Below are 22,867 nucleotides of genomic sequence, written 5' to 3'. Positions count from 1 at the left end.
GGAAGAGACGACGGCGTCCCCTTGGATGGGGATCTGTGGGGGTCCGTCTCAAGTACTACGTGGTCTCCGGCCGGGGGCCCATTCGGGCCAGGACCTCCCCCAGCATCCGCGCCGCCCGCTCCGCGTCCGCGAAGCCGGTGTACAGCGGGGTGAACCCGAAGCGCAGGACGTCCGGGCGGCGGAAGTCGCCGACGACGCCGCGCCGGATCAGCGCGTGCATGACCTCCTCCGCACCGGACGCGCACCGCAGCGACACCTGGCTGCCGCGCTCGCCGTGCGCCTCCGGTGTGACGCACTCGACACGCCCCTTCGGCACGTACGCCTCGACGCAGCGCAGGAAGAAGTCCGTCAGGGCGAGGCTCTTGGCCCGTACGGCCGCGAGGGGGACGCCCTCCCAGACGTCGAGAGCCGCGTCCAGCGCGAGCAGGGCGAGGATGTCGGGCGTGCCGACGCGGCCGCGGGCCGCGCCCTCGGCCGGCGCGTACGCGGGGGACATCCCGAAGGGGTCGGCGTGGGAGTTCCAGCCGGGCAGCGGGGAGTCGAAGCGGGGCTGGAGATCGCGGCGTACGTAGAGGAAGGCGGGCGCGCCGGGGCCGCCGTTGAGGTACTTGTACGTGCAGCCGACCGCGAGGTCCACGCCGTGCGCGTCGAGCTCCACGGGCAGCGCGCCCGCGCTGTGGCACAGGTCCCACACGGTGCGCGCCCCGGCCGCGCGCACGGCGGCCGTCGTGCCGGGCAGGTCGTGCAGGCGGCCGGTGCGGTAGTCGACGTGGTTGACGAGGGCGACGGCGGTGCGGGGCCCGGCCTCGGCGGCCACCTCCCGGGCGCCGACGGGCCGGACGCGGCAGCCGGTCATCCGGGCCGCGGACTCGGCGATATAGCCGTCCGTGGGGAACGTCGCCGCGTCGACCAGCACCTCGTCACGACCCTCATCGGCCATCCGCACGGCGGCGACGACGGCCTTGAAGACGTTCACGCTGGTGGAGTCACCGACGACGACCTGCCCGGGGCCGGCCCCGAGGAGCCGCCCGACGCGGTCGCCGACGCGCTCGGGCGCGGTCCACCACCCGGACTCCTCCCAGGACCGGATGCGCAGCCGCCCCCATTCGCGCTCGATGACGTCGGCGACCCGGCCGGGGACGGCGCGGGGCAGCGCGCCGAGGGAGTTCCCGTCGAGATAGACGGTGTCGTCGTCCAGGGCGAAGCCGGCCCGCTCGGAGCGCAGCGGATCGGCGGCGTCGAAGGCGCCCGCCTCGTCGGCGAGCCTCGCCTCAGACACGGCTGCGCGCCGTCCACAGCTCGGGGAAGACCGGCTTGGCCGCCCGCTTCTCCAGCCAGGCCACCCCCGGGGAGCCGCCCGTGCCCACCTTCGCGCCCATCGCCCTGCGGGTGGCGACGAGGTGGTCGTTGCGCCAGCGCCACACCAGCTCCGCGACCTCGGTCAGGGCCTCGCCCAGCCGGCACTCCGCGCTGTTCTGGTCGCCCGCGTAGATGTGCTCCCAGACCTCCTCGACCGCCGGATCGGCGACGTGCCGCTCGCGGACGTCACGGTCGAGGACGGCCGCGGGGATCCCGTGGCCCCGGCGCGCGAGGTGGCCCAGCACCTCGTCGTACAGGCTCGGTTCGTGCAGCGCCTTCTCCAGCTCCGCGAGCACGTCGGGCACACCGCGGTAAGGGACCAGCATCGTGGGGGACTTCTCGCCGAGCAGGAACTCCAGGCGGCGGTACGTCGCCGACTGGAACCCAGAGGCGTCGCCCAGCGCCGAGCGGTACGCGTTGAACTGAGCAGGCGTCAGATGCGCGAGCGGCTTCCAGGACGCGTTGAGCGATTCGAGCTCGTACACGGAGCGCTTGAGCGCGGCCATCGCGACCGCCAGATCGTCCTCGCGCAGCGCCCGGGCGGCGGTCTGCCACTCGTGCACCAGGACCGTGAACCACAGCTCCATGACCTGTGTGGTGACGAGGAACGACATCTCGCCGGGGTCGTCGGAGCGCGGCTCCTGGAGCCGGCCGAGCACGGAGGCCCGCACATAGTCCTCGTACGGGGTGCTGCCCGGGAAGTCGACTTTCGGGGACACGGGCTGCTGTGACATCGGGGATCTCCTCGGCGACGCGAAGCTTCCGGGTAGCGGTCCGCCCCTTCCTGTCGGCCTTGGAGCCCCGGTCCCCTGTGCGCATCATCCGTCCCTGACGCCGCTCGCGGCAAGGGCTGTGGACAGCCGGAACGCCCCGCCTCAGGCGGGGCGTTCGGGCCGGACGCCGTCTCAGCCGAGCGTGTTCGCGGCCGTCGGCGAGCTGTCCCGCAGGAAGGCCGAGCAGCGCTCGTACTCCTCCTGCTCACCGATCGACTGCGCGGCCCGCGCGAGCGCGTGCAGCGCGCGCAGGAAGCCGCGGTTCGGCTCGTGCTCGAAGGGCACCGGGCCGTGGCCCTTCCAGCCGCTGCGGCGCAGGGCGTCGAGCCCGCGGTGGTAGCCGGTGCGGGCGTAGGCGTACGACTCGACGACCCGGCCGCCCTCGAACGCCTCGTCGGCGAGCTGTGCCCACGCCAGCGAGGACGACGGGTACTTCGCGGCGACCTCGGCGGGGGCCGCGCCGGACGCCAGCAGCTCACGCGGCTCCGGGTCGTCGGGCAGGTGGGTCGGGGGCGGGCCCCCGAGCAGGTTCTCGTGAATGGACATGGTCCCCATACTGCCTTGTCGCTGCGCTGGCTGAGCAGGGGCCGAGGGGGTCCGATCCCGGACCGTGGTGTCCGCTGCGCGGGGCCCGACCGCTGCGCGTTGCCGGGTGCCGCCCTGTTCGCCGCTGCGCCTGTTCGCCGCTGCGCGGGGCCGTATCCGCTGCGCGGGGCTGTTCGACGGGTGCGGGCCTCCGGGGGCGGGTCTCGGGGCTGCTTCGCTTTACGCCCCGAGACCCGCCCCCTCCGGCCCGCCCCCTTCTGTGGGTGGGTGGGGGAAAGACTTTGTCCTCTCTCCCGGGTCCAGCGGCGGAGCCGATACCCCGCAGTGGTACGCGCACTCCGGGTGGCAGGGGCGTTCGCCCGTGGGGCCCGTGCGGAGGGCCGTCGTGGGGACCGTGAACCACGTCAGTGCCGCGGCCAGCAGCAGCGACCCCGCGCACCAGGACATCGCCGTGCGGAACGTGTCCGAGAAGCCTGTCGGGTCGCGGTAGACGTTCGGGCCCATGCCCGCCAGCAGGGGGAGCGCCGCCACCGCGATCAGGCCGGCCGCCCGGGCCGCCGCGTTGTTGATGCCGCTGGCCAGGCCCGCGCGGGCCACGTCGACCGAGGCCAGGACCGTGGCCGTGAGCGGTGCGACCAGCGCCGTCATCCCCAGGCCGAGCACGACGAGCGCGGGCAGCACGTCGCGCCAGTACACCGCGCCCTCCCCCGCCCGCGTCATCAGCAGCATCCCCGCCGCGCACAGCAGCGGGCCGGCCGTCAGCGGGATCCGGGGTCCGATGCGCTGCGCGAGCCGGCCGGAGCGGGCGGAGAGCAGCAGCATCAGGACCGTCGTGGGCAGCAGCGCCGTGCCCGCGGCGAGCGCGGACCAGCCGACCACCACCTGGAGCTGGATCACCGAGAGGAAGAAGAAGCCGCTGAAGGCCGCGTAGATGAAGAGCGTGACGACGTTGACCGTCGAGAACATCCGGCTGGAGAAGATCGACGGCGGCAGCATCGAGTCCGCGCGCCTGGCCTCCAGGACGACGAACGCCACGCCCAGCAGCACACCGGCGACCGCCGGGCCGATCACCCAGGGCGAGGCGCCCCGGTCGGGGGCGGCGATCAGCGCGTACGTCACCGCGCCGAGGGCCAGCGCGCCCAGCGCCGCGCCGAGGACGTCGAAGCGGCCGTGCGCGGTCGGATCCCGGGTCTCGGGTACGTGCCGCAGGGCGACCGTCACGCAGACGGCCGCCAGTGGCAGGTTGATCAGGAACACCCAGCGCCAGCCCGGCCCGTCGACCAGCCAGCCGCCCACGAACGGTCCGACCGCCGAGGCGACCCCGCCCAGCCCCGACCACGCGCCGACCGCCCCGGCCCGGTCGTCGGGGTGGAAGACCGCCTGGATCAGGGCGAGCGAACCGGGGGTGAGCAGCGCCCCGCCGACGCCCTGCAGGGCCCGCGCCGCGATCAGTACGGTGGCGTCGGGCGCCAGCCCGCACAGCAGCGAGGCGATCGCGAACCACACGGTGCCGACCACGAACACCCGGCGCCGGCCGAACCGGTCGCCCAGCGCGCCACCGAGCAGGATCAGGCCGGCGAGCGTGAGCATGTACGCGTTGACGGTCCACTGGAGTACGGCCAGGTCGGCGTCGAGGTCACGGCCGATGTGGGGCAGCGCCACATTGACGACGGTGCTGTCGAGCATGGCCATGCCCGAGCCGAGCACCGCCGTCAGCAGCACCCAGCGCCCGGCGGGCGTGCCGAGCCGTACGGCGGACACATCGCCGGGCGTATCGCTCATACCGGGATCATCCCCGCGCGGGCCGCGCCCGGCCATCCGAACGGCCGCGCCGTGCGAACGGCCGCGCCGTGCGAACGGCGAAGGGCCCGGCACGCGTGCGTGCCGGGCCCTTCGTCAGCGGTGTTACTTCAGCTTCGTGCCCGTGGCGCGCAGGTCCGCGCACGCCTTGGTGACGCGCTCGGCCATGCCGGCCTCGGCCAGCTTGCCCCAGGTGCGCGGGTCGTACTTCGACTTGGTGCCGACCTCGCCGTCGACCTTCAGGACACCGTCGTAGTTGCGGAACATGTGGTCCGCGACCGGGCGGGTGAAGGCGTACTGGGTGTCGGTGTCGAGGTTCATCTTCACGACGCCGTTCTCCAGCGCGGTGCGGATCTCCTGCTCGGTGGAGCCGGAGCCGCCGTGGAAGACGAAGTCGAACGGGTCGGCCTTGCCGGACTTGGCGGCGATGCCGTCCTGGAGCTGACGCAGCAGCTCGGGCTTGAGGACGACGTTGCCCGGCTTGTAGACGCCGTGGACGTTGCCGAAGGAGGCGGCCAGCAGGTAGCGGCCGTTCTCGCCCAGGCCCAGGGCCTCGGCGGTGCGCTCGACATCGGAGACGGTGGTGTAGAGCTCGTCGTTGATCTCGTGCGAGACGCCGTCCTCCTCGCCACCGGTCGGGGTGATCTCGACCTCGAGGATGATCTTCGCCTTGACGGCCTCGGCGAGCAGTTCCTTCGCGATCGCGAGGTTCTCGTCGAGCTTCTCGGCGGAGCCGTCCCACATGTGGGACTGGAAGAGCGGGTTCTGACCGGCGGCGACGCGCTCCCGCGAGATGGCCAGCAGCGGGCGGACGTAGCCGTCCAGCTTGTCCTTCGGGCAGTGGTCGGTGTGCAGCGCGATGTTCACCGGGTACTTCTTCGCGACGACGTGCGCGAACTCGGCGAGCGCGACGGCGCCGGAGACCATGTCCTTGCTGTACTGGCCACCCAGGAACTCCGCACCACCGGTGGAGATCTGGATGATGCCGTCGCTCTCCGCCTCGGCGAAGCCGCGCAGCGCGGCGTGGAGGGTCTGCGTCGAGGTGACGTTGATGGCCGGGTAGGCGAACTTGCCTGCCTTCGCCCGGTCGAGCATCTCGTTGTAGACCTCGGGGGTTGCGATGGGCATCTGTCCGCTCCTTGGGATGTGCGGTTACGGGATACGGGCCCTGACCTAGGGGGCGACGGTCATCGTCGGACCCATCTTCCCAGACTCCTTGAATTGCTCCACATGAGGGCTGTCCCGCTCATATGCGAAGGGCGCGTGGTTTCACGTGAAACCACGCGCCCTTCGGCGACGCTCTCATGGAAGAGGCTGATCAGGACAGGCCGAGGTCCCCGAGGGAGTAGCCGGTCACATAACGCAGGCCCGCACCCTCGATGGCCGATGCGGCACCGCGGTCGACGATCGTCGCCACCGCGACGACCTCCGCGCCCGCCTCGCGCGCCGCCTCGACGGCGGTCAGCGGCGAGCCGCCGGTGGTCGAGGTGTCCTCGACCACCAGGACGCGACGGCCCTTGATGTCCGGGCCCTCGATGCGGCGCTGCATGCCGTGGGTCTTCTGCGCCTTGCGCACCACGAACGCGTCGAGCTTGCGGCCGCGCGCGGCGGCGGCGTGCAGCATCGAGGTGGCGACCGGGTCGGCGCCCAGGGTGAGCCCGCCCACGGCGTCGTACTCCAGGTCGGCCGTGGCGTCCAGCATCACCTGGCCGACCAGGGGCGCCGCCTCGGCGTCCAGGGTGATCCGGCGCAGGTCGATGTAGTAGTCGGCCTCCTTGCCGGAGGAGAGGGTCACCTTGCCGTGGACCACGGCCTTGTCCTTGATCTGCTGCAGCAGGGCGTCACGCGCATCGCTCATGGGCATGAGCTTAGGCCAGGCTCCGCCACGACCACGTCGTGGAGATCTCCAGGGGGTCGATCGGCGTGACCAGGCGCGGCAGGGTGTTGAGCCCGTTCGGCGGGCCGGACTGCGGCTCCACGCACACGGCCTCGGCCTGCTCGTCGTAGATCACGACCCACTCGCTGCGACTGGCCACCTTCAGCTCCAGGGCGCCGGGCCAGGTCAGGGTGACGTCCACGCCGTCGGGCATGCCGAAGCAGTCGTCCCAAGGGCCCGGGCGGGGGTCGATCCGGCGGCCGGTCGGCAGGTGGTCGTCGCCGCGCTCCTCCTGCCACGCGGCGTCGAAGGAGAGCCGGACGTCCTCACCGGTGCCGAGGTCGCGCAGGAACCAGGGGTGCCAGCCGGCCTGTGCCGGGAAGGAGTTGTCGTAGGTCTCGACGCCCATGGTGAGCGTGAGGGAATCCTCCGCCAGCTCGACCAGCTGGGTGACCCTGCCGGTGTACGGCCAGGGTTCGGCGAGGTCGTAGGTGAACGCGGCCGAGCCGCCCTCGGCGCTGACCGTGCGCCAGGCGCTGTCGCGGCCGGTGCCGTGGATCGCGTGCGGTCCGGAGTTGACCGGCATCTGGTGACGCTCGCCGCCGTTGCGGAACTGCCCCAGCTCGATGCGGCCGCACCAGGGGACCATGGGGAAGCAACCGTATTTGTCGCCCTGCCGCAGGAGTTCCGTGCCGTCCACCCGGAGGCTCGTGATCCGGCAGCCGTTGCGCGGGTCCACGGTCAGCTCGGCGTCGCCGGCCTTCAGTACGGTCTTCGTGTCGTCGTTGCTCACGTCCCCGACATTACGGGCTGTGGCGCACCGGGCACCTCCTGCGTCCGCGGCCGAGGACGACGGCTCAACGGCGGCGTCGCAGCACCCGTCCCACCACCACCGCCGATGCCAGGGCCACCGCGGCCGCCGGCGCGGCCCAGCGCAGGGCCGCCGCGGTGGCCGAGGCCGCCTCGGGCGCCGGGACGGGGGCGTAACGGCCCCTCGGGGGCGCGTGGTCGACCTCTTCGGCGCTGCGGCCGATCATCGTGCGGCGGGCGTGCGCCGCCTCGGCCGGGGGCTCGTCGTCGGCGTCCTCGTCCAGGTCGTCCTCGTCGTCCTCGTCGAGGTCCTCCTCGTCGAGTTCGTCCTCCGCCGCCGTATCGAGGGACGGCGGCGGGGTCTCGGTGTCGAAGACGCTGCCGCCCTCCAGCCGGGGCCCGTCACCGGCCTCCTCCTCGGCGTCCTCGCGCAGTTCCTCCGCGAGGGCGGCGCCGAACCGGTCCAGCAGCCGGCGCGCGGTGGATTCGACGGTCTTCTCGTCGAACTCCGCGAGCCGCCCGCCGCTGCCGACCGTGCCCGTGCAGAACAGGCGGGTGCCGCCGTGCGTCGACTCCAGCAGCCCGCGCAGCGCGAGCGTCACCGTGCCGGAGCCGCGCACCTCGGTGCCCTCGCCCGACAGCTCGTACGCGCCGTCGCGCTCGGCGAGGTGCAGCGAGCCCCGGTAGGTGATGGTCGAGCCGCCTATGCGCAGCCGGAGCCGCCCGGCCACGAGCGCGCCGGCGGCGTCCGCGACGTCCTGCTGGAGGCCGGGGACGCAGCGCACGACGCGCGCGGGGTCGGAGAGGACCCGTCGAACGGATTCGACGGGAAACGGAACGAACACCTCATGCTCCATAGCAAACGAGCCTACCCATCGGGCCCCTCACCATTGCCTCCCCGGCCGAACTTTCGCTCGGTCCCCGTCCTCCGGGGCCCTCGGGGCCTCAGTACGCGACGGTGAAGCGCTCGCCGATGTGCTGCGGCTTCTCGACCTCGTCGAGGAGGGCCACGGCGTAGTCCTCGGTGGAGACGCGACTCTTGCCGTCCGCGTCCACGAGGAGGTCCTCCAGGCCGGTGCGGTACGCGCCGGTGCGCTCGCCGGGCTCGATCAGAGCGGCCGGGCTGACGTTGGTCCAGCGGACGTCGGTGACCGTGCGGTAGAAGTCCAGGGCGTCACCGTGCGCGTGCATGATCTGGAGCAGGAACTCCGGGAGGCCCTCGGCGTCCCAGACCTGCTTGCCGTCGGGCGTGCGGAGCGAGCCGGCGCCACCGACCGTGATCAGCCGCGGGGCGTCGGCGCCGAGCGCGCGCACCCCGGCGACCAGGGACTTCGCCGCGGGCTCGATGGTCGCGAGGTGGCCGGGGCCGTCGCCGCCACCGACGGCGCTGATGACGACGTCATGGCCCTTGGCGGCCGCGGCCACCGACTGCGGGTCGAGGACGTCGCCCTTGACGACGGTGAGGTCGGCGTGGGTCTCGGTGACCTTCACGGGGTCGCGGACGACGGCCGTGACCTGGTGGCCGCGGTCCAGCGCCTCGCGCAGGACGCGGCTGCCGATCGTGCCGTTGGCACCGAAGAGAGCGATCTTTGCCATGGGGGCTCCTCAGAATTCAGAACTACGGAAGGGAAGGGAGAGGGAAGGGTCAGTGCTGGTCGAGGGCGCGGGTCAGGTTCCGCGCGCTCGTCATCGGGCCGCCGAGCCGCCGCACCCCGCCGGGGGTGTGCAGCAGCAACGTGGGGAAGCTGTCGACGCCCAGTCGGCGGACCTCGCGGAAGTCGGCCTCCGCCGCGCGCCGGGTGGCCGGGTCCGCGAAGGCGGCGACCGCGGCGTCGGCGTCCACGCCGTCGAGGCCCTCGGCCACCGTGCGCAGCGTGGCCGCGTCGGAGAGGGGCCGCCCGTCGACGTACCAGGCGCGCTGGAGGGCGCCCGCGAACTCCAGCGTCCGCTCCGGCGCCTGCTCACGCAGCGCGGCGAGGGCCGTCGCGGCGGCGGCCGAGTCGAGTACGGCCGTGCCCTCGGCGAACGCCCGGGCGTACCCCTTGCCGAAGAGCACGCCGGTCAGCTCGCCGATCCGGGCGTCCGCCTGCGGGATGTAGGGGTACGCGGCGACGGGCCGCGCCCGGGGGCCGGTGAAGAGGCCGCCGCTGAGCACGGTCAGCTCGATGCGGTCGGCGTTCGCGGCGGCGAACTCGCGGATCGTGGGGCCGAAGCCGTAGCACCAGCCGCAGTAGGCGTCGAAGGCGTAGGTGAGCTGGTGCTGAGCCATGTCTTTCCCTGGGTGGTCCGGAGGGTCGGCGCACATCGGTTCGTTGTGCGTTACGTCCAAGCTAAGGGCGCTTTTCGGACGTAACCAGGTAGGCTCGGGTCTCCTCATGGTGAAAAAGCGACACGACCGGCGCGACCGGCGCGAAGAGATCGTCGAGCTCGCCTATCAGGCCCCGCCGGGGACGCCCGCCGGTGTGGAGGTGATGTCCCTCGCCGAGCTGCGCCGCCGCGCGCCCGAGGGGCTGCTGGTCAGGCCGCAGCGGCTGGACTTCCACCAGATCGTGGCCGTGCGGTCCGGCTCGGCAGAACACACCGTGGACTTCACCGGCCACTGGCTGGAGGAGGGGTCGGTGCTCTGGGTGCGCCCGGGACAGGTGCAGCAGTTCGGCGAGGGCCGGCCGGGTGCGGAGATCGAGGGAGTGGTCGTCCTCGTCCAGCCCGGTTTCCTGCCCTCGGGGACGGCGGTCGCGGCGGTGGCCGACGATCCCTTCCGGCCGGTGCTGTGGCAGCCGACCGGACCGGACCGGGAGGCGGTCTTCTGTGCCGTGGGGCATCTGGAGGCCGAGTTCCGCACCGGCAGCGCCCTGCCCGTCGAGGTGCACACCGATGTCCTGCGGCATCTGCTGTCGGTGCTGGTGCTGCGGCTCGCCCATCTCACGGCGCCGGTGGGCAGCCCCGTGCCGGCGCCCGGTGACACGTTCGTACGCTTCCGGGCGGCCGTCGAGCGCGATTTCGCCACCCGCCACCGGGTCGCCGACTACGCCCGCGCTCTCGGCTACTCGACCCGCACCCTCTCACGGGCCTCGCTGTGCGCGGCCGGGGTCGGTGCCAAGGAGTTCATCGACGGGCGGGTGATGCTGGAGGCCAAGCGGCTCCTGGTGCACAGCGACCTGCCGGCCGCCAGGATCGCCGGCCGCATCGGCTTCGACGACGCGGCGAACTTCTCCAAGTTCTTCCAGCACCGGGCCGGTTGCTCCCCGGGCGCCTTCCGTGCCGCGCTGCGCGAGAGCGGTGATCCCCATGGCGAGGGCCCGGGGCGTCACTCCTCATAGCGGGGGTGCATGAGCGTCGAGGGCCCCAGCCCCGGCCGCCGGTCGCGCTCGGCCTCCCGCGACGCCTCGGCGAGCGCTTGCGGTGAGAGGGAGTGCAGGCAGGGCCGCAGCGGAGGCAGCCGCAGCCGGATGGACTCGCGGGAGGCCAGCAGGAAGCTCCAGTCCTCCTCCCCGGCGCCGCGCGCCACGGGCCGGCGGGGCGAGGAGCGGTCGGAGCGCGCGGTGTGGCCGCCGCCGTTCACGCGGTAGGGCCGGGTGGTCAGGCCCAGGGAGCGGACCGTGGCGTCGACCGTCCAGAACGTCCGCGGGCGCAGGCCGAGCGTGCCGGCGTGCACGGCGAGCCGCCCGCCGGGCGCCATCCGCCGCTCCACCAGGCCGTAGAACTCCTGTGAATACAGCTTGGTGCTGGGCGTGATGCCCGGTTCGGGGAGGTCGGAGATCACCACGTCGTACGGGAGCTCCCCGGCGGGCCGGCCGCGCAGCCACTCGAAGGCGTCGCCGGTGACGACGCGCACCCGCCGGTCGCGGTAGGCGCCGCGGTTGAGGGCGACGAGCTCGGTGTCCGTACGGGCCAGCCGGACGAGGGCCGGGTCGAGTTCGACGACGGTGACCGAGGCGACGTCGGCATAGCGCAGCGCTTCGCGGACGGCGAGGCCGTCGCCGCCGCCGAGGACCAGCACCCGGCGGTGCGGGCCGGACATCGCGGGGTGCACGAGCGCCTCGTGATAGCGGAGTTCGTTCTCCCCGCGGACCCTCAGCCGGCCGTCCAGGAAGAGGGAGAGGGGCTTGCCGCTGTCGCCGCCGCCGGTGAGCACCACCTCCTGCACGCCCGACTGCACGGCCACCCGCACGTCCGCGCCGTACACCGCGTGGCGCGCGGCCCGCTCGAAGGGGCCGGTGAGGAGCGAGCCGAGGGCGAGCAGCGCCAGCACGAGGCCGTTGGCGGCGAGGAGCGACCAGCGCGCCCGCGTGCTCAGGTCGCCGCGGAAGAGCCAGAGCACCAGCGCCCCGCCCGCCGCCGCGTTGACCGCGCCGGTCAGCAGCGCGCCGGTCAACTGCCCCAGCACCGGCAGCAGGAGGAAGGGGAAGGCGAGCCCGCCGACCAGCGCGCCCACATAGTCGGCGGCGAAGAGATCGGCGACCGCGCCGCCCGCGTCCTGCCGGCGGATGCGCTGGATGAGGGTCATCAGCAGGGGCACTTCGGCGCCGATCAGCACGCCGATGGCCAGCGAGAAGAGCACCAGGGTCGGCCGCGCCTGGCCGAACCAGGCGAAGCAGGCGTACAGCGCCATGGCCGACATGCCCCCGGCCAGCGCCAGGACCGCCTCGACGGCGGCGAACCCCAGGGCGGCCCGGGCGCGGAGCCGCTTGGCGAGCAGCGAGCCGATGCCCATCGCGAAGACCATCACCGACAGCACCACGGACGCCTGGGTGACGGAGTCGCCCATCAGATACGAGGCCAGGGCGACCAGCTCCAGCTCGTACACCAACCCGCAGGCGGCGCAGATGAAGACGGTGGTCAGCACGACGAAGCGGCCGAGCCCGGCCGGTACGGGCAGCCGCGCCGGTACCGGGCGGTAGATCATGTGCGGAACGCTACGTCACGATCCGGCAACCTTTTGTCACCCACAAGGGTTTATTACCGGTGGGCCATGGCCAGATCGGGCGCGGCGCGGCCCCTCAGAGCGACACCGGCGTCCGTGCGCCCACCCGGGTCCGGGTGGCGACCAGCCGCCCCTCCTGCGGATAGGCGTGCCAGGTGCGCCAGCTGATCTGCCCCTCGCAGCGCTGCGCGAGCAGCGCGGTGAAGGCGTGCGGGCTACCGGGGAACGTCCCTGCCAGGCCGTACGGGTGTTCGGCGACCAGGGCGAGCAACTCCTGCGCGCGCCCCGCGAAGGAGCCCCGCGAGAGCGTCTCTATCCGGGCCGCGAACTCGTACTCCCAGGCCCCGACGCGTTTGGCCACGCCCAGCGGCAGCGGCGTCTGGCTGCCGGGCAGGCAGGCGACGGTCTCCGAGCAGACGCCACCGCCCTCTTCGAGAAGTACCTGGTGGGAGGCGCCCAACAGGCGCAGTTGGACGAGGGAGTCGGCGAGCCGCAGGTCGAGGACGGCCAGCGCGGGGAGGGGATCCTTCCCCAGACACCAGGCGAGGTCGGCGGCACGGGTATCGGTGTAGGTGGTCTTGAGGGTGGTGAGCATGGGTCGGCTCCGCAAGCACGCAGTGGAGGGTGGGCCGGCCCGCCGAGGAGGACCAGAGTCTTCGAGTGCGCCGGCTCATGCCCACAGAGGGGGGTTCCGTGGGGCCCGAGGACAGTGATTCCGAGGATTCCGCGAGGCGTTGTCTCCGGGAGTCGTCTCTGAAACGTGTCTCTGGATGAGAGGGAATCACGAATTGACCGGCGCTCACAGAGTTTTTACCCATCTCATCGTGCTTTCCATCCGCGAGAGGGCCAGGCAGTTCAACTGTTCAGAATCAATGTGACCGGCGGGTCCCGTGGAACCCGCCGGATGCATATGCGATCAGGCCCGAGCCGGCCGCAAACCAGCTGGTCAAGAGTGCTGAACGAGCTTCTCCACCGCCGAAATCACCGATTCTTCACGCTTGCAGAACGAGAAACGCACGAGATAGGACGGCGCATCGGGGCGCAGACAGAAGGCGGATGTCGGAATGGCCACCACCCCGGCGCGCAGCGGGAGTTCACGACAGAATCGCACGCCGTCCGTGTACCCCCACGCGCGGATGTCCGCCTGCACGAAATACCCCGCCTCCGCGCGATAGGGGCGCAATCCGGCACGTGCGAGCCCCTCGCTCAGCAGGTCGCGATTGCGCCGCAGGGTGCGCCGTAGCTCCACCGCCCACGCCTCCACGCCGCCCAACGTCCGCGCGAGCGCCTCCTGGTAAGGCGTGCCGGTGGCGTAGGTGAGGAACTGCTTCGCCGCCCCGACCGCCGCCACCAGCCGCGCCGGGCCGCAGATCCAGCCGACCTTCCAGCCCGTGACGTTGAAGGTCTTGCCCGCCGACGAGATGGTCAGCGTCCGCTCCCGCATCCCCGGCAGCGCCGCGATCGTGCGGTGGGTGCCGTCGTAGACGAGGTGCTCGTACACCTCGTCCGTCACCACCGTCAGATCGTGCTCCCGGCACACCTCGGCGACCACGGCCAGCTCCTCGGCGGTGAACACCTTGCCCGTCGGGTTGTGCGGGGTGTTGAGCAGCAGCACGCGCGTGCGCGGCGTGACGGCGGCCCGCAGCGCGTCCGCGTCCAGCCCGAAGGTGTCGCCGTCCAGCGCCAGCGGTACGGGCACGAGCGTCGCACCGGCGAACCGCGCCCCGGCCGGATAGGCGTCGTAGCAGGGGTCGAAGGCCAGCACCTCGTCACCGGGGTCGCACAGCGCCAGCAGCGACGCCGCGAGCGCCTCCGTGGCGCCCGTCGTCACCAGCACCTCGTCCTGCGGGCGGTACTCCAGCCCGTAGCGCCGGTCCTGATGGGCGGCGACCGCCTCGCGCAGGGCCGGGAAGCCGGTGGCGGGCGGGTACTGGTTGCTGCCGGCGAGGACCGCCTCCGCCACCTCCTTCAGCAGGCTCTCCGGGGTGGCCAGCTCCGGCACGCCCTGACCGAGGTTGACCGCGCCGGTGCTGCGCGCCAGCTCGGTCATCTCCGTGAAGACCGACGTGCCCATGCCCTGCACCCGCGCCGCCGGGCTCCAGTCCGCGTCCATGCGATCCCGCTTTCCGCTTCGGTGAATCAAGTCCGTGATTCAAGTCCGTGAATCGAATCGGTGAATCAAGTGGTGGATCAAGTGGTCGATCAAGTAGGTGGATCAACCAGGTGGATCGATGTCCTCGCGTGCCGGAAGGGTCTCCCGCCCCCGAGTCGGCTCACGATAGGCATGTGCCGCCCCCGGGCGACACCGTCCGCAGCACACCCGTGCTCCCGGACCGCGCAGACACTCCGCCGTGCCCGCCGAGCGGGTGGAAGGCGCACCGCTTACGGGCGTCCCGGGTCGCGGGCGCGCGAGCCGCGCCGCATGGTCGGTATGCCGAGCTCGCCCCCGTCCCGTCCCCGTGCCACGACCGCCGCACCGCGCCGTGCGGCGCGCCGCCGGGCCGTGCCCGCACCGGAGGTGCCACCGTGTCAGCAGACACCGCCGTGTCCGTACGCGAGGCACCGGAACCGCGCCCCTCGGCCCACTGCCGCCGCCGCGACCGCGTCCGCGACGCGCTGCGCCGGGCGGCCCCCGCGCTCGCGCTCTACGCGGCCGGCCGGCTGACCGGCATGGTGGTCATGGCCGGCTGGGCCTGGTGGATCGGCCGCCATCCGCTCACGCTGCTCGGCCACTACTGGGACGGCATCTGGTACGCCGGGATCGCCCGCCACGGCTACGGGCTCGTCCTCCCCTCCCTCACCACCCGCGGGGTCGTCTTCAACGACCTCGCGTTCTTCCCGCTCTACCCCGGCCTGGTCCGGGCCACCATGACCGTCCTGGGGCTCAGCTCCGTCACCGCCGGGCTGCTCGTCGCCTGGCTCTCCGCGGCGGCCGCGGCCTGGGGCATCTACGCCCTCGGCGAGCGGCTGTACGGGCGCAGGGTGGCCACGCTGCTCGTCGTGCTGTGGGGGTTGCTGCCGCACGCGATCGTGCAGTCGATGGCGTACACCGAACCGCTGATGACCGCGCTCGCCGCCTGGTCGCTGTACGCGCTGGTCACCGGCCGCCGCATGTGGGCCGGTGCGCTGGCCCTGCTCGCCGGGCTCTCCCGGCCGAACGCCGTCGCGGTGGCCGCCGCCGTCGGCTGCGCGGCCGCCGTGGCGCTCTTCCGCGACCGGCGGGCCCGTACGGACTGGCGGGTGTGGACCGGCGCGGCGATCGCCCCGCTGGGCTGGTTCGGCTATGTGATCTGGGCCGGCTACCGCTCCGGCGGCGGGCTGCTGGGCTACTTCGAGGTGCAGCGGCTGTGGGGCTCGCGCTTCGACTTCGGGATGAACGCCTTCGGCTTCGTCCGGCACCTGATCATCGGCCATGACGCGATGGCGTACTACATGACCGTGGCGATCATCGTCGTGGCCCTGCTCGCGCTGGCCTTCCTGCTGCTCGACCGGCCGCCCGCCGCGCTGTCGGTGTACACGGTGGTGCTCGTCGTCATCGCGATCGGCGGCACCAGCTACTTCGCGTCCAAGCCGCGCTTCCTGATGCCGGCCTTCCCGCTGCTGCTCCCGGCCGCCGTGGCCATGGCCAGAGCCCGGCCGCGCACCGTCGCCATCACGGTCGGCGCGCTGGCCGGGCTCTCGTTCTTCTACGGGACGTACCTGCTGACGGTTGCCCGCATGCCCATGTGAGACCCGGGGGCCTCGGCCCCCTGGGACCGGGTCGGCTAGTTCTGGTCCTCGTCCGGCTTGTCGTCGCCGGACTCCGCGTCGGCCTCCAGGCCGAGCGTCTCCACCAGCCACTTGTCGAACTCGATGGACGCCCGCACCCAGCTGACCGTGCTGGAGACGAAGTGCTCCAGGGAGACGCCGACGCCGATCAGCATCTGCGCCTCGCCGATCAGGCGGACGGTGCCGTCGTCGTTGGTGTGGGTGTAGACCTTCGGCCACAGGGTGCGGCGGTTCCAGTCGTCGATGGCCTCGAGGAGCTGGGCCTTCTCCTCGATGCCGTGCGGACGGTCGTAGAAGGTCCGCACGGAGAAGACCTGCTGCTCCTCCTCACCGCGGAACATGAAGTACGTACGGAACTGCTCCCACGGTGCGGCGAGGTCACCCTCGTCGTCCACGACGTACTTCAGCTCCATCTGGTCGAGGAGCTGCTTGACCAGGTCCTGGTCGGGGATGACGGGGCCGGCCGGGCCCGTCTCCTGCGGTTCGGGCTGGCCCCCGAAATTCGGAATCGAGGACGGGTCGATGCTCACCGTGAATTTCCCTTCGTACGGTTACCGCCATCCTCCCCCACACCCGCCCCTGCCCCGCAACCCCTGACGTAACCTGATCCACTCAGACAAAGCGATCAAGGCGCGGGCGTCAGGCCGACGTCACCACCAGCCCGTCCCCCCGCTCCGGCTCCCGGTCCACGCGGACCGTGTCGCCGTCGCGGATGTCGCCGGACAGGATCGCGCGGGCCAGCTGGTCGCCGATCGCGGTCTGTACGAGCCGGCGCAGCGGGCGGGCGCCGTAGGTGAGGTCCGGGCCGGCGCCCTCCGTCTCCGGGTCGTGGCCCAGCGTGGCCAGCCACTCCAGGGCCCGCTCGGAGACGTCGAGCGTGAGCCGGCGGTCGGCCAGCCGGCGCTGGAGGTGCTCGATCTGGATCCGGGCGATCCGCTGGAGCTGCTCGGTGCCCAGCGGGTGGAAGACCACCACGTCGTCGAGGCGGTTGAGGAACTCCGGGCGGAAGGAGGCCCGGACGGTCTCCAGGACCTTCTCCTTCTTCTGCTCCTCCTTGAGCAGCGGGTCCATCAGATAGGTGGATCCGAGGTTGGACGTCAGGATCAGGATGGTGTTCCGGAAGTCGACCGTCCGCCCCTGGCCGTCCGTGAGCCGGCCGTCGTCGAGGACCTGCAACAGGATGTCGAAGACCTCGGGGTGCGCCTTCTCCACCTCGTCGAGCAGCACGACGGAGTACGGGCGCCGCCGCACGGCCTCGGTGAGCTGGCCGCCCTCCTCGTAGCCCACGTAGCCGGGGGGCGCGCCGACCAGCCGGGCGACGGAGTGCTTCTCGCCGTACTCGCTCATGTCGATGCGGACCATGGCCCGCTCGTCGTCGAAGAGGAAGTCCGCGAGCGCCTTGGCCAGCTCGGTCTTGCCGACGCCGGTCGGGCCGAGGAAGAGGAACGAGCCGGTCGGCCGGTCGGGGTCGGCGATGCCGGCGCGCGAGCGGCGTACGGCGTCGGAGACGGCCCGTACGGCCTCGGTCTGCCCGATCAGCCGGCGGCCCAGCTCGTCCTCCATGCGCAGCAGCTTCTGCGTCTCGCCCTCCAGCAGGCGGCCCGCCGGGATGCCGGTCCAGGCTGCGACGACGTCGGCGATGTCGTCCGGGCCGACCTCCTCCTTGACCATGAGGTCCTTGGCGGCGGCCTCCTGCTCGGCCTCGGCCTTCGCGGCCTCCTCCAGCTCCCGCTCCAGGCCGGGGATCTCCCCGTAGAGCAGCTTGGAGGCGGTGTCGAAGTCGCCGTCGCGCTGGGCGCGCTCGGCCTGCCCGCGCAGGTCGTCCAGGCGCTCCTTGAGCTCACCCACCCGGTTGAGGGACTGCTTCTCCTTCTCCCAGCGGGCGGTCAGGCCGCGCAGCTCCTCCTCCTTGTCGGCGAGGTCGCGGCGCAGCTTCTCCAGGCGCTGCTTGCTGGCCTCGTCCGACTCCTTGGAGAGCGCCAGCTCCTCCATCTTCAGACGGTCGACCGCGCGCTGGAGCTCGTCGATCTCCACCGGCGAGGAGTCGATCTCCATCCGCAGCCGGGACGCGGCCTCGTCGACGAGGTCGATGGCCTTGTCCGGCAGGAAGCGGGAGGTGATGTAGCGGTCGGAGAGGGTCGCGGCGGCGACCAGCGCCGAGTCGGCGATCTGGACCTTGTGGTGGGCCTCGTAGCGGCCCTTGAGCCCGCGCAGGATCGCGATGGAGTCCTCGACGGACGGCTCGGCGACCAGCACCTGCTGGAAGCGGCGCTCCAGCGCCGGGTCCTTCTCGATCCGCTCGCGGTACTCGTCGAGCGTGGTCGCGCCGACCATCCGCAGCTCGCCGCGGGCCAGCATGGGCTTGAGCATGTTGCCGGCGTCCATGGCGGAGTCGCCGCCGGCGCCCGCGCCGACGACGGTGTGCAGCTCGTCGATGAAGGTGATGATCCGGCCCTCGCTGGCCTTGATCTCGGCCAGGACGGTCTTCAGCCGCTCCTCGAACTCACCGCGGTACTTCGCGCCCGCGACCATCGCGCCGAGGTCGAGCGCGACCAGCCGCTTGTTCCGCAGGGACTCGGGCACGTCACCCTTGACTATCCGCTGGGCCAGCCCTTCGACGACGGCGGTCTTGCCGACGCCGGGCTCGCCGATGAGCACGGGGTTGTTCTTGGTCCTGCGCGAGAGCACCTGCACCACGCGCCGGATCTCCTGGTCCCGCCCGATGACCGGGTCGAGCTTGCCCTCGCGGGCCGCCGCGGTGAAGTCCGTACCGAACTTCTCCAGCGCCTTGTACGTGCCCTCCGGATCCGGAGTCGTCACTCGCTGCCCGCCCCTCGCGGTCTCGAACGCGTCCAGCAGCCTCTTCGCGGAGGCGCCCTGCTCGGTCAACAGCTCGCCGGTCCGGCCGCCCTTGGCGGCGATCCCGATGAGCAGGTGTTCGGTGGAGATGTAGGTGTCGCCCAGCTCGCGGGCGCGCTGGGACGCGTCGGCGATGACGGCCAGCAGCTCGCGGTTGGGCTGCGGCGGCGCGACGGTGGAGCCCTGCACGCTCGGCAGCGCCGCCAGCTGCCGCTCGGCACCGGACCGCAGAGCGGCGGCGTCGGCCTCGACGGCGGCCAGCAGGTCCATGATGTTGGCGTTCTCCTGGCCACCGAGGAGGGCGAGCAGCAGGTGCGCGGGCGTCATGTCGGCATGCCCGGCCGACACGGCCCGCTCACTGGCACCGCTCAGTGCCTCCCGGCTCTTGTTGGTCAGCTCGGCGTCCACGACGGTGCGGTCCTCCTCCGGGGTCGGATCCCTGTGCACATTGGTGCTTCAGGTCCGGGCTTCGGCCTGCCTGAGGCAACGTGCAATAAGTTGAGCGTATTCCACTCAACCCTGCTCTGGCCACCACGAGGGGAAGAAGATCCGCATATTCGGGGTGAGCGCGGCATTACGGATGGGGCGGCTCCGAGGTCCGAGACGCTCAGCCGACCTCGTGGTCGCGGATGGCCGCGAGCTCGCGCACCGCGTCGGCGACGGCCTGGAAGTCCTTGCGCAGGATCTTGGAGTGGTTGCTCGCGACCTTCGCGCTGACCCGGATGTCCGGGTTACGGGCGAGCACCGGGTCGAGGTTGGCGCGGATCTGTTCCATCAGCTTCGGGTCGCCGCCAAGGTTGCCACCGGTGGCGAGCACGTACCGGGCCGGTACGGCCAGACGGTCGAGAACCGGGTCGAGGGCGGCGGGCGCGCAGAGCTCGTTGGCCTCGATGTTGATCTCGGCGTGCTGCGCGGCGCTCATCCGCGCGGCCAGGCCGAGCGGGCGGGCGATCGGGAACAGCGGGCTCATCCGGCGGAACAGCTTTCGGATCTGTTCCCGGGCGGCGTCGTCGAGCCACTCGTGCGGCAGGGCGCCGTCCACGGACACCGCGCCCAGGGTGCGATCCGGGTTCCGGGCGGCCCAGTGCATGGCGAGCATGGCGCCGTAGGACCAGCCCACCAGGATCGGCCGGTCCACGTCCCTGGCGGTGAGGACGGCGTCGAGGTCGCGGAGGCACGCCTCGAACGAGTAGTCCGTGGCCCGCTTCGATTTGCCGCGGGCGCGCTCGTCGTAGGTGATGTGCCGGTAGTCGCCGCCGAGGTCGGTGATGACGCGCCGCCAGTGCGACTGGTCGGCGTAGGAGCCGTTGAGGTAGACCACGGGACGGCCGGGCCCGCCGGTGTCGGTCACGGCCAGTGCGGTGTCTTCGATCGACACCATGCCGGTCCAGGCGGCCTGCTCGGCGATCGTGCTGGTGGTCATGGTGTGCCTTCTTCCGGTGCAGGAGGTGGATGTCGCCGTGGGTGGTACGTCCCTGAGAGCGCAGGTCAGAGGCTGCGGGCGGTGATGTCGCCGTAGGCGGTGGTCGCGTGGATGGTCAGGCCGGCGGCGGCGCCGTCGGCGTTCTTGAGCGTGTTGTGGATGCGGCCGTAGGAGGTGCCGGCGTCCAGGGAGGCGGAGACTCCGCGGGCGGCGCCGACGGAGATCTCGCCGGCCTCGGTGCGCAGCGTGACCGTGCCGCGCATGGCCTCGGTGATGCGGATGTCGCCCTTGTGGGTGCTGATCTCCGCGGCGCCGCCCAGGCGGCCGACCGCGATGTCGCCGGCCTGGAGGGTGAGGTGGGCGGCCGCGGTCTCGTCGAGCTTGACCGTGCCCCGCGCGCTGTCGAAGGCGACGTCGCCGAGCCGTCCGACGCCCCGGAGTTCGGCGTCGGCCGCCTTCGCCTCGACGCGGGAGCCGGCGGGCAGCTGGATGGTCACCTCGACGGATCCGGAGGGGCCGAGGAACTGGTTCTTCGCCGGTGCGGCCGCGATCCGCAGGACGCCGTCGGCGTAGGCGACCGTGGTCTGCTCCGCCGCCTTCACGTCGCGGCCCTTGGAGGCGTCCGCGGGCAGGATCTCGACGGTGGTGTCGGCCCGGTCGGCGGCGATGAACCGGATGCGTCCCGCGGGGATGTCCAGGACGGCGGAGACCGGGGCGGGGGTGTCGAACTTCTGCATGGTGCTCTCCTTGCGACTCGTTGTTTCGAACGAGGGAAAAGCTACGTTGCGTTCAAGGATCTTTCAACAGATTCGTTGCGCACAATCGTCATTTATGCAGGTCAGAGCCAGAATATTGTTGCAACGGGTCTGCGAATTAACGCAACGACAGCCACTCGCTCGTTGCAATGAGTTGAGGATGAACGCTATGCCGGGAGCGACGCGACGCCGAGACCGCCCGCGAGTGTCCACACCCATGTCCGCCGCACACACTTACGAGTGAACGCCGCCCATCCGCCGCGCACCGCCCTCCGGCGCGGACAAGGCTGGCCGTCAACCACTTAGGGGGTGCAGCATGACGGCTATGGCATACGAGCCGGCGTCTACGCAGGAAGAGACCCTCCTGGACTACTTCCTCGCCCTGGAGACCCCCGCGGGTTTCCGGGCCGAGCTCATCGAGGGGGAGATCGTCGTGTCACCGGCGCCCGACGGAGACCATGAGGATGCCATCGACCTCATCAAGGAGCAGGTGTACACCCGCTCGAAAGTCAGGATGCAGTCATCGGGCAACAAGGGCCTGGAGCTAGCCCACACCCCTCCCCCTCGTCATCACGTCATCCCTGACATCACCTTCGCCCCTCGTGAGCGGCGACTCTTCCGAGGCGCGCCCACGTGGATGCCTTCCGACGGCGTTGCCATGGTCGTCGAAGTGACCAGCAGCAAGCCTGAGCGCGATCGCGTCACCAAGCGCCGCTGTTACGCCCTCGCCGGCATCCCGTTCTACTTGCTCGTGGATCGCCAAGAAGGCACGGTCACCCTCTTCAGCGAGCCTGCGGACGCGGACTACGCCGAGTCCCACGTCATCCCATTCGGGAAGACGCTCCCTCTCCCCGCCCCCTTCTCCTTCGATCTGGACACTTCCGAGTTCGGCTGAGCGGCCCGCGACTACGCTTCCCTCCCATGGCCCACGACCTCCGCGCCCTCTCCCCCGCCTACCTCGACTTCTGGCGGGAGCGGCACATCTGCACGCTCACGACCTCGCGTCCCGACGGCAGCCCGCACCTCGTGCCCGTGGGCGTCACCTTCGACCACGAGACCGGGATCGCGCGGGTCATCACCAACAAGACCAGCCGCAAGGTCGCGAACATCCTGGCCGCCGGCCCGGCCGGCGCGCGGGTCGCCGTCTGCCAGATCGGCGAGCGCAAGTGGGCGACCCTGGAGGGCACCGCGGTCGTCAGGACCGACGCGGAGGCCGTCGCGGACGCCGTCAACCGCTACGCCGAGCGGTACGGGCGGATGCCCCAGCCCAATCCCGACCGCATCCTGATCGAGATCACCGTCACCAAGGCCCTCGGCCTGGTCTGAGGCGTACGCCCCGCCGCATGCCGCGCTGCGAGCGCCGCCCGGGGCGCCCCCGCGCGCCGCCCTCTCAGGGGCGCGCGGCAGGGTATTCAGGTCAGTGCAGAGCAACAGCAGCGCCGACCACTCACAAGGGACACCCTGATGGCGCCCATGACCTCCGTCAGCGAGGACCCCGTCTTCGGCCGGATCGGCATCTCGCTGGACTCCGACGAAGGGCTCCTCACCGTCACGGGTCCGGCGATCCCCCAGGTCGTCCTCCGCCGCGCCCCTGACATCGAGCCCAAGTCCGGCGTCCCCATCGGCACCCGCGTCGCCGCCGCCCTCACCCTGACCATCGACGGCGTCCCCGTCCCCCTCGTCCCGGGCAGAGGCCGGCTGACCCGTCGCTCGTACGCGGTCGACGTGATCACCGGCGACGGTATGTACCGCCTGGTCCCGCACGACGGTATGGCCAGCCGCCTCCTGCTGGCCGGGCAGCGGCTGGGCAGCCTCACGTCGCAGGGCAACGGGATAGTGGAGGCCGCCCGCTGGCAGAGCGGGGCGAAGGTCATGCCGCTCGACGCCGCGCTCGGCTACACCCTGGCCGCCGCGTTCGGCACCGGCGGGCGCACGGTGGTGGGGATGGCGCTCGACGCGCTCGACTTCTTCTGA

Annotated in this window: 22 protein-coding genes; 5 read left to right on the top strand and 17 right to left on the bottom strand. The window is 71.9% G+C overall.

The features are described 5' to 3' along the window. Positions 1-55 precede the first annotated feature (55 nt). The 10 genes from kynU to ACZ303_RS03130 form a co-directional block, all read right to left on the bottom strand. Complete coding sequence (gene kynU, locus ACZ303_RS03175) at positions 56-1,279, bottom strand: kynureninase (RefSeq protein WP_467334484.1); 1,224 nt, start codon at positions 1,277-1,279, stop codon at positions 56-58. Continuing rightward, entirely contained in the window at positions 1,272-2,093 is an 822-nt protein-coding gene (locus ACZ303_RS03170; protein WP_467334482.1) for a tryptophan 2,3-dioxygenase family protein, read from the bottom strand. Before ACZ303_RS03170 ends, kynU begins: the two co-directional genes overlap by 8 nt. Before the next feature lie 171 nt (positions 2,094-2,264). Beyond that, the gene (locus tag ACZ303_RS03165; protein WP_225662546.1) at positions 2,265-2,678 is read right to left on the bottom strand and encodes a DUF3151 domain-containing protein; all 414 of its coding nucleotides are present in this window, start codon (positions 2,676-2,678) and stop codon (positions 2,265-2,267) included. 219 nt (positions 2,679-2,897) lie between these two features. Next, on the bottom strand, positions 2,898-4,460 hold the full coding sequence (locus ACZ303_RS03160) for an MFS transporter (RefSeq protein ID WP_467334479.1): 1,563 nt from the start codon (positions 4,458-4,460) through the stop codon (positions 2,898-2,900). Between the two features lie 123 nt (positions 4,461-4,583). Beyond that, the gene (gene fbaA / locus ACZ303_RS03155; protein WP_467334477.1) at positions 4,584-5,606 is read right to left on the bottom strand and encodes a class II fructose-bisphosphate aldolase; all 1,023 of its coding nucleotides are present in this window, start codon (positions 5,604-5,606) and stop codon (positions 4,584-4,586) included. Between the two features lie 190 nt (positions 5,607-5,796). Then, positions 5,797-6,342, bottom strand: coding sequence for an orotate phosphoribosyltransferase (gene pyrE / locus ACZ303_RS03150; RefSeq protein WP_467334475.1), 546 nt, complete (start codon positions 6,340-6,342; stop codon positions 5,797-5,799). A 4-nt stretch (positions 6,343-6,346) separates the two neighbouring features. Then, on the bottom strand, positions 6,347-7,147 hold the full coding sequence (locus ACZ303_RS03145) for an aldose epimerase family protein (protein ID WP_467334473.1): 801 nt from the start codon (positions 7,145-7,147) through the stop codon (positions 6,347-6,349). A 64-nt stretch (positions 7,148-7,211) separates the two neighbouring features. Beyond that, entirely contained in the window at positions 7,212-8,021 is an 810-nt protein-coding gene (locus ACZ303_RS03140) for an SRPBCC domain-containing protein (protein WP_467334471.1), read from the bottom strand. Positions 8,022-8,109: 88 nt separating this feature from the next. Then, complete coding sequence (locus ACZ303_RS03135; protein ID WP_467334470.1) at positions 8,110-8,760, bottom strand: NAD(P)-dependent oxidoreductase; 651 nt, start codon at positions 8,758-8,760, stop codon at positions 8,110-8,112. Positions 8,761-8,809: 49 nt separating this feature from the next. Then, complete coding sequence (locus ACZ303_RS03130; protein WP_467334468.1) at positions 8,810-9,433, bottom strand: DsbA family protein; 624 nt, start codon at positions 9,431-9,433, stop codon at positions 8,810-8,812. Between the two features lie 106 nt (positions 9,434-9,539). On the opposite strand from ACZ303_RS03130, the gene ACZ303_RS03125 reads away from it, so the two are divergent. Next, positions 9,540-10,484, top strand: a complete 945-nt coding sequence (locus ACZ303_RS03125) for a helix-turn-helix domain-containing protein (protein WP_467334466.1) — start codon at positions 9,540-9,542, stop codon at positions 10,482-10,484. Here the strand turns inward: ACZ303_RS03125 and ACZ303_RS03120 are convergent. From ACZ303_RS03120 to ACZ303_RS03110, 3 genes are all read right to left on the bottom strand, one after another. Continuing rightward, positions 10,472-12,070, bottom strand: a complete 1,599-nt coding sequence (locus ACZ303_RS03120; RefSeq protein WP_467334464.1) for a polyamine aminopropyltransferase — start codon at positions 12,068-12,070, stop codon at positions 10,472-10,474. The two genes, ACZ303_RS03125 and ACZ303_RS03120, sit on opposite strands and share 13 nt — an antisense overlap. A gap of 94 nt (positions 12,071-12,164) precedes the next feature. Continuing rightward, positions 12,165-12,683 carry a DUF2617 family protein gene (locus ACZ303_RS03115; RefSeq protein WP_467334462.1) on the bottom strand — a complete coding sequence of 173 codons (519 nt, stop codon included), beginning with the start codon at positions 12,681-12,683 and terminating at the stop codon, positions 12,165-12,167. 351 nt (positions 12,684-13,034) lie between these two features. Next, positions 13,035-14,201 carry an aminotransferase class I/II-fold pyridoxal phosphate-dependent enzyme gene (locus tag ACZ303_RS03110; RefSeq protein WP_467334460.1) on the bottom strand — a complete coding sequence of 389 codons (1,167 nt, stop codon included), beginning with the start codon at positions 14,199-14,201 and terminating at the stop codon, positions 13,035-13,037. A gap of 413 nt (positions 14,202-14,614) precedes the next feature. Here ACZ303_RS03110 and ACZ303_RS03105 point away from each other — a divergent pair, with 413 nt between their 5' ends. Further along, on the top strand, positions 14,615-15,817 hold the full coding sequence (locus tag ACZ303_RS03105; protein WP_467334458.1) for a hypothetical protein: 1,203 nt from the start codon (positions 14,615-14,617) through the stop codon (positions 15,815-15,817). Between the two features lie 35 nt (positions 15,818-15,852). On the opposite strand, the gene ACZ303_RS03100 is transcribed toward ACZ303_RS03105, so the two are convergent. From ACZ303_RS03100 to ACZ303_RS03085, 4 genes are all read right to left on the bottom strand, one after another. Next, positions 15,853-16,386 carry a type III secretion system chaperone family protein gene (locus tag ACZ303_RS03100; protein ID WP_467334456.1) on the bottom strand — a complete coding sequence of 178 codons (534 nt, stop codon included), beginning with the start codon at positions 16,384-16,386 and terminating at the stop codon, positions 15,853-15,855. Between the two features lie 109 nt (positions 16,387-16,495). Continuing rightward, positions 16,496-19,123: an ATP-dependent chaperone ClpB gene (gene clpB, locus ACZ303_RS03095; protein WP_467334614.1), complete on the bottom strand. Its 2,628-nt coding sequence runs from the start codon at positions 19,121-19,123 to the stop codon at positions 16,496-16,498. 199 nt (positions 19,124-19,322) lie between these two features. Next, positions 19,323-20,138: an alpha/beta fold hydrolase gene (locus ACZ303_RS03090; RefSeq protein ID WP_467334455.1), complete on the bottom strand. Its 816-nt coding sequence runs from the start codon at positions 20,136-20,138 to the stop codon at positions 19,323-19,325. Between the two features lie 65 nt (positions 20,139-20,203). Next, on the bottom strand, positions 20,204-20,875 hold the full coding sequence (locus tag ACZ303_RS03085) for a DUF4097 family beta strand repeat-containing protein (RefSeq protein WP_467334453.1): 672 nt from the start codon (positions 20,873-20,875) through the stop codon (positions 20,204-20,206). 334 nt (positions 20,876-21,209) lie between these two features. Between ACZ303_RS03085 and ACZ303_RS03080 the strand changes: the two genes are divergently transcribed. From ACZ303_RS03080 to ACZ303_RS03070, 3 genes are all read left to right on the top strand, one after another. After that, positions 21,210-21,788: a Uma2 family endonuclease gene (locus tag ACZ303_RS03080; RefSeq protein WP_467334451.1), complete on the top strand. Its 579-nt coding sequence runs from the start codon at positions 21,210-21,212 to the stop codon at positions 21,786-21,788. Between the two features lie 26 nt (positions 21,789-21,814). Further along, positions 21,815-22,219 (top strand): pyridoxamine 5'-phosphate oxidase family protein, encoded by a 405-nt coding sequence (locus ACZ303_RS03075; RefSeq protein ID WP_467334449.1) that lies wholly within the window; start codon positions 21,815-21,817, stop codon positions 22,217-22,219. Between the two features lie 147 nt (positions 22,220-22,366). Further along, positions 22,367-22,867, top strand: coding sequence for a hypothetical protein (locus ACZ303_RS03070; RefSeq protein ID WP_467334447.1), 501 nt, complete (start codon positions 22,367-22,369; stop codon positions 22,865-22,867).

This window comes from Streptomyces sp. NPDC023527, assembly GCF_055560115.1.
The sequence above is the reverse complement of the archived record's forward strand: the minus strand, read 5'-3'. Positions and strand labels throughout refer to the sequence as shown.

Bases quoted from the DNA above. Each gene is read 5' to 3' on its own strand.
- ACZ303_RS03170 (WP_467334482.1), bottom strand. From the start codon at position 2,093: ATGTCACAGCAGCCCGTGTCCCCGAAAGTCGACTTCCCGGGCAGCACC.
- ACZ303_RS03165 (WP_225662546.1), bottom strand. From the start codon at position 2,678: ATGTCCATTCACGAGAACCTGCTCGGGGGCCCGCCCCCGACCCACCTG.
- ACZ303_RS03160 (WP_467334479.1), bottom strand. From the start codon at position 4,460: ATGAGCGATACGCCCGGCGATGTGTCCGCCGTACGGCTCGGCACGCCC.
- fbaA (WP_467334477.1), bottom strand. From the start codon at position 5,606: ATGCCCATCGCAACCCCCGAGGTCTACAACGAGATGCTCGACCGGGCG.
- pyrE (WP_467334475.1), bottom strand. From the start codon at position 6,342: ATGCCCATGAGCGATGCGCGTGACGCCCTGCTGCAGCAGATCAAGGAC.
- ACZ303_RS03140 (WP_467334471.1), bottom strand. From the start codon at position 8,021: ATGGAGCATGAGGTGTTCGTTCCGTTTCCCGTCGAATCCGTTCGACGG.
- ACZ303_RS03135 (WP_467334470.1), bottom strand. From the start codon at position 8,760: ATGGCAAAGATCGCTCTCTTCGGTGCCAACGGCACGATCGGCAGCCGC.
- ACZ303_RS03130 (WP_467334468.1), bottom strand. From the start codon at position 9,433: ATGGCTCAGCACCAGCTCACCTACGCCTTCGACGCCTACTGCGGCTGG.
- ACZ303_RS03125 (WP_467334466.1), top strand. From the start codon at position 9,540: ATGGTGAAAAAGCGACACGACCGGCGCGACCGGCGCGAAGAGATCGTC.
- ACZ303_RS03120 (WP_467334464.1), bottom strand. From the start codon at position 12,070: ATGATCTACCGCCCGGTACCGGCGCGGCTGCCCGTACCGGCCGGGCTC.
- ACZ303_RS03115 (WP_467334462.1), bottom strand. From the start codon at position 12,683: ATGCTCACCACCCTCAAGACCACCTACACCGATACCCGTGCCGCCGAC.
- ACZ303_RS03110 (WP_467334460.1), bottom strand. From the start codon at position 14,201: ATGGACGCGGACTGGAGCCCGGCGGCGCGGGTGCAGGGCATGGGCACG.
- ACZ303_RS03090 (WP_467334455.1), bottom strand. From the start codon at position 20,138: ATGACCACCAGCACGATCGCCGAGCAGGCCGCCTGGACCGGCATGGTG.
- ACZ303_RS03085 (WP_467334453.1), bottom strand. From the start codon at position 20,875: ATGCAGAAGTTCGACACCCCCGCCCCGGTCTCCGCCGTCCTGGACATC.
- ACZ303_RS03080 (WP_467334451.1), top strand. From the start codon at position 21,210: ATGACGGCTATGGCATACGAGCCGGCGTCTACGCAGGAAGAGACCCTC.
- ACZ303_RS03075 (WP_467334449.1), top strand. From the start codon at position 21,815: ATGGCCCACGACCTCCGCGCCCTCTCCCCCGCCTACCTCGACTTCTGG.
- ACZ303_RS03070 (WP_467334447.1), top strand. From the start codon at position 22,367: ATGACCTCCGTCAGCGAGGACCCCGTCTTCGGCCGGATCGGCATCTCG.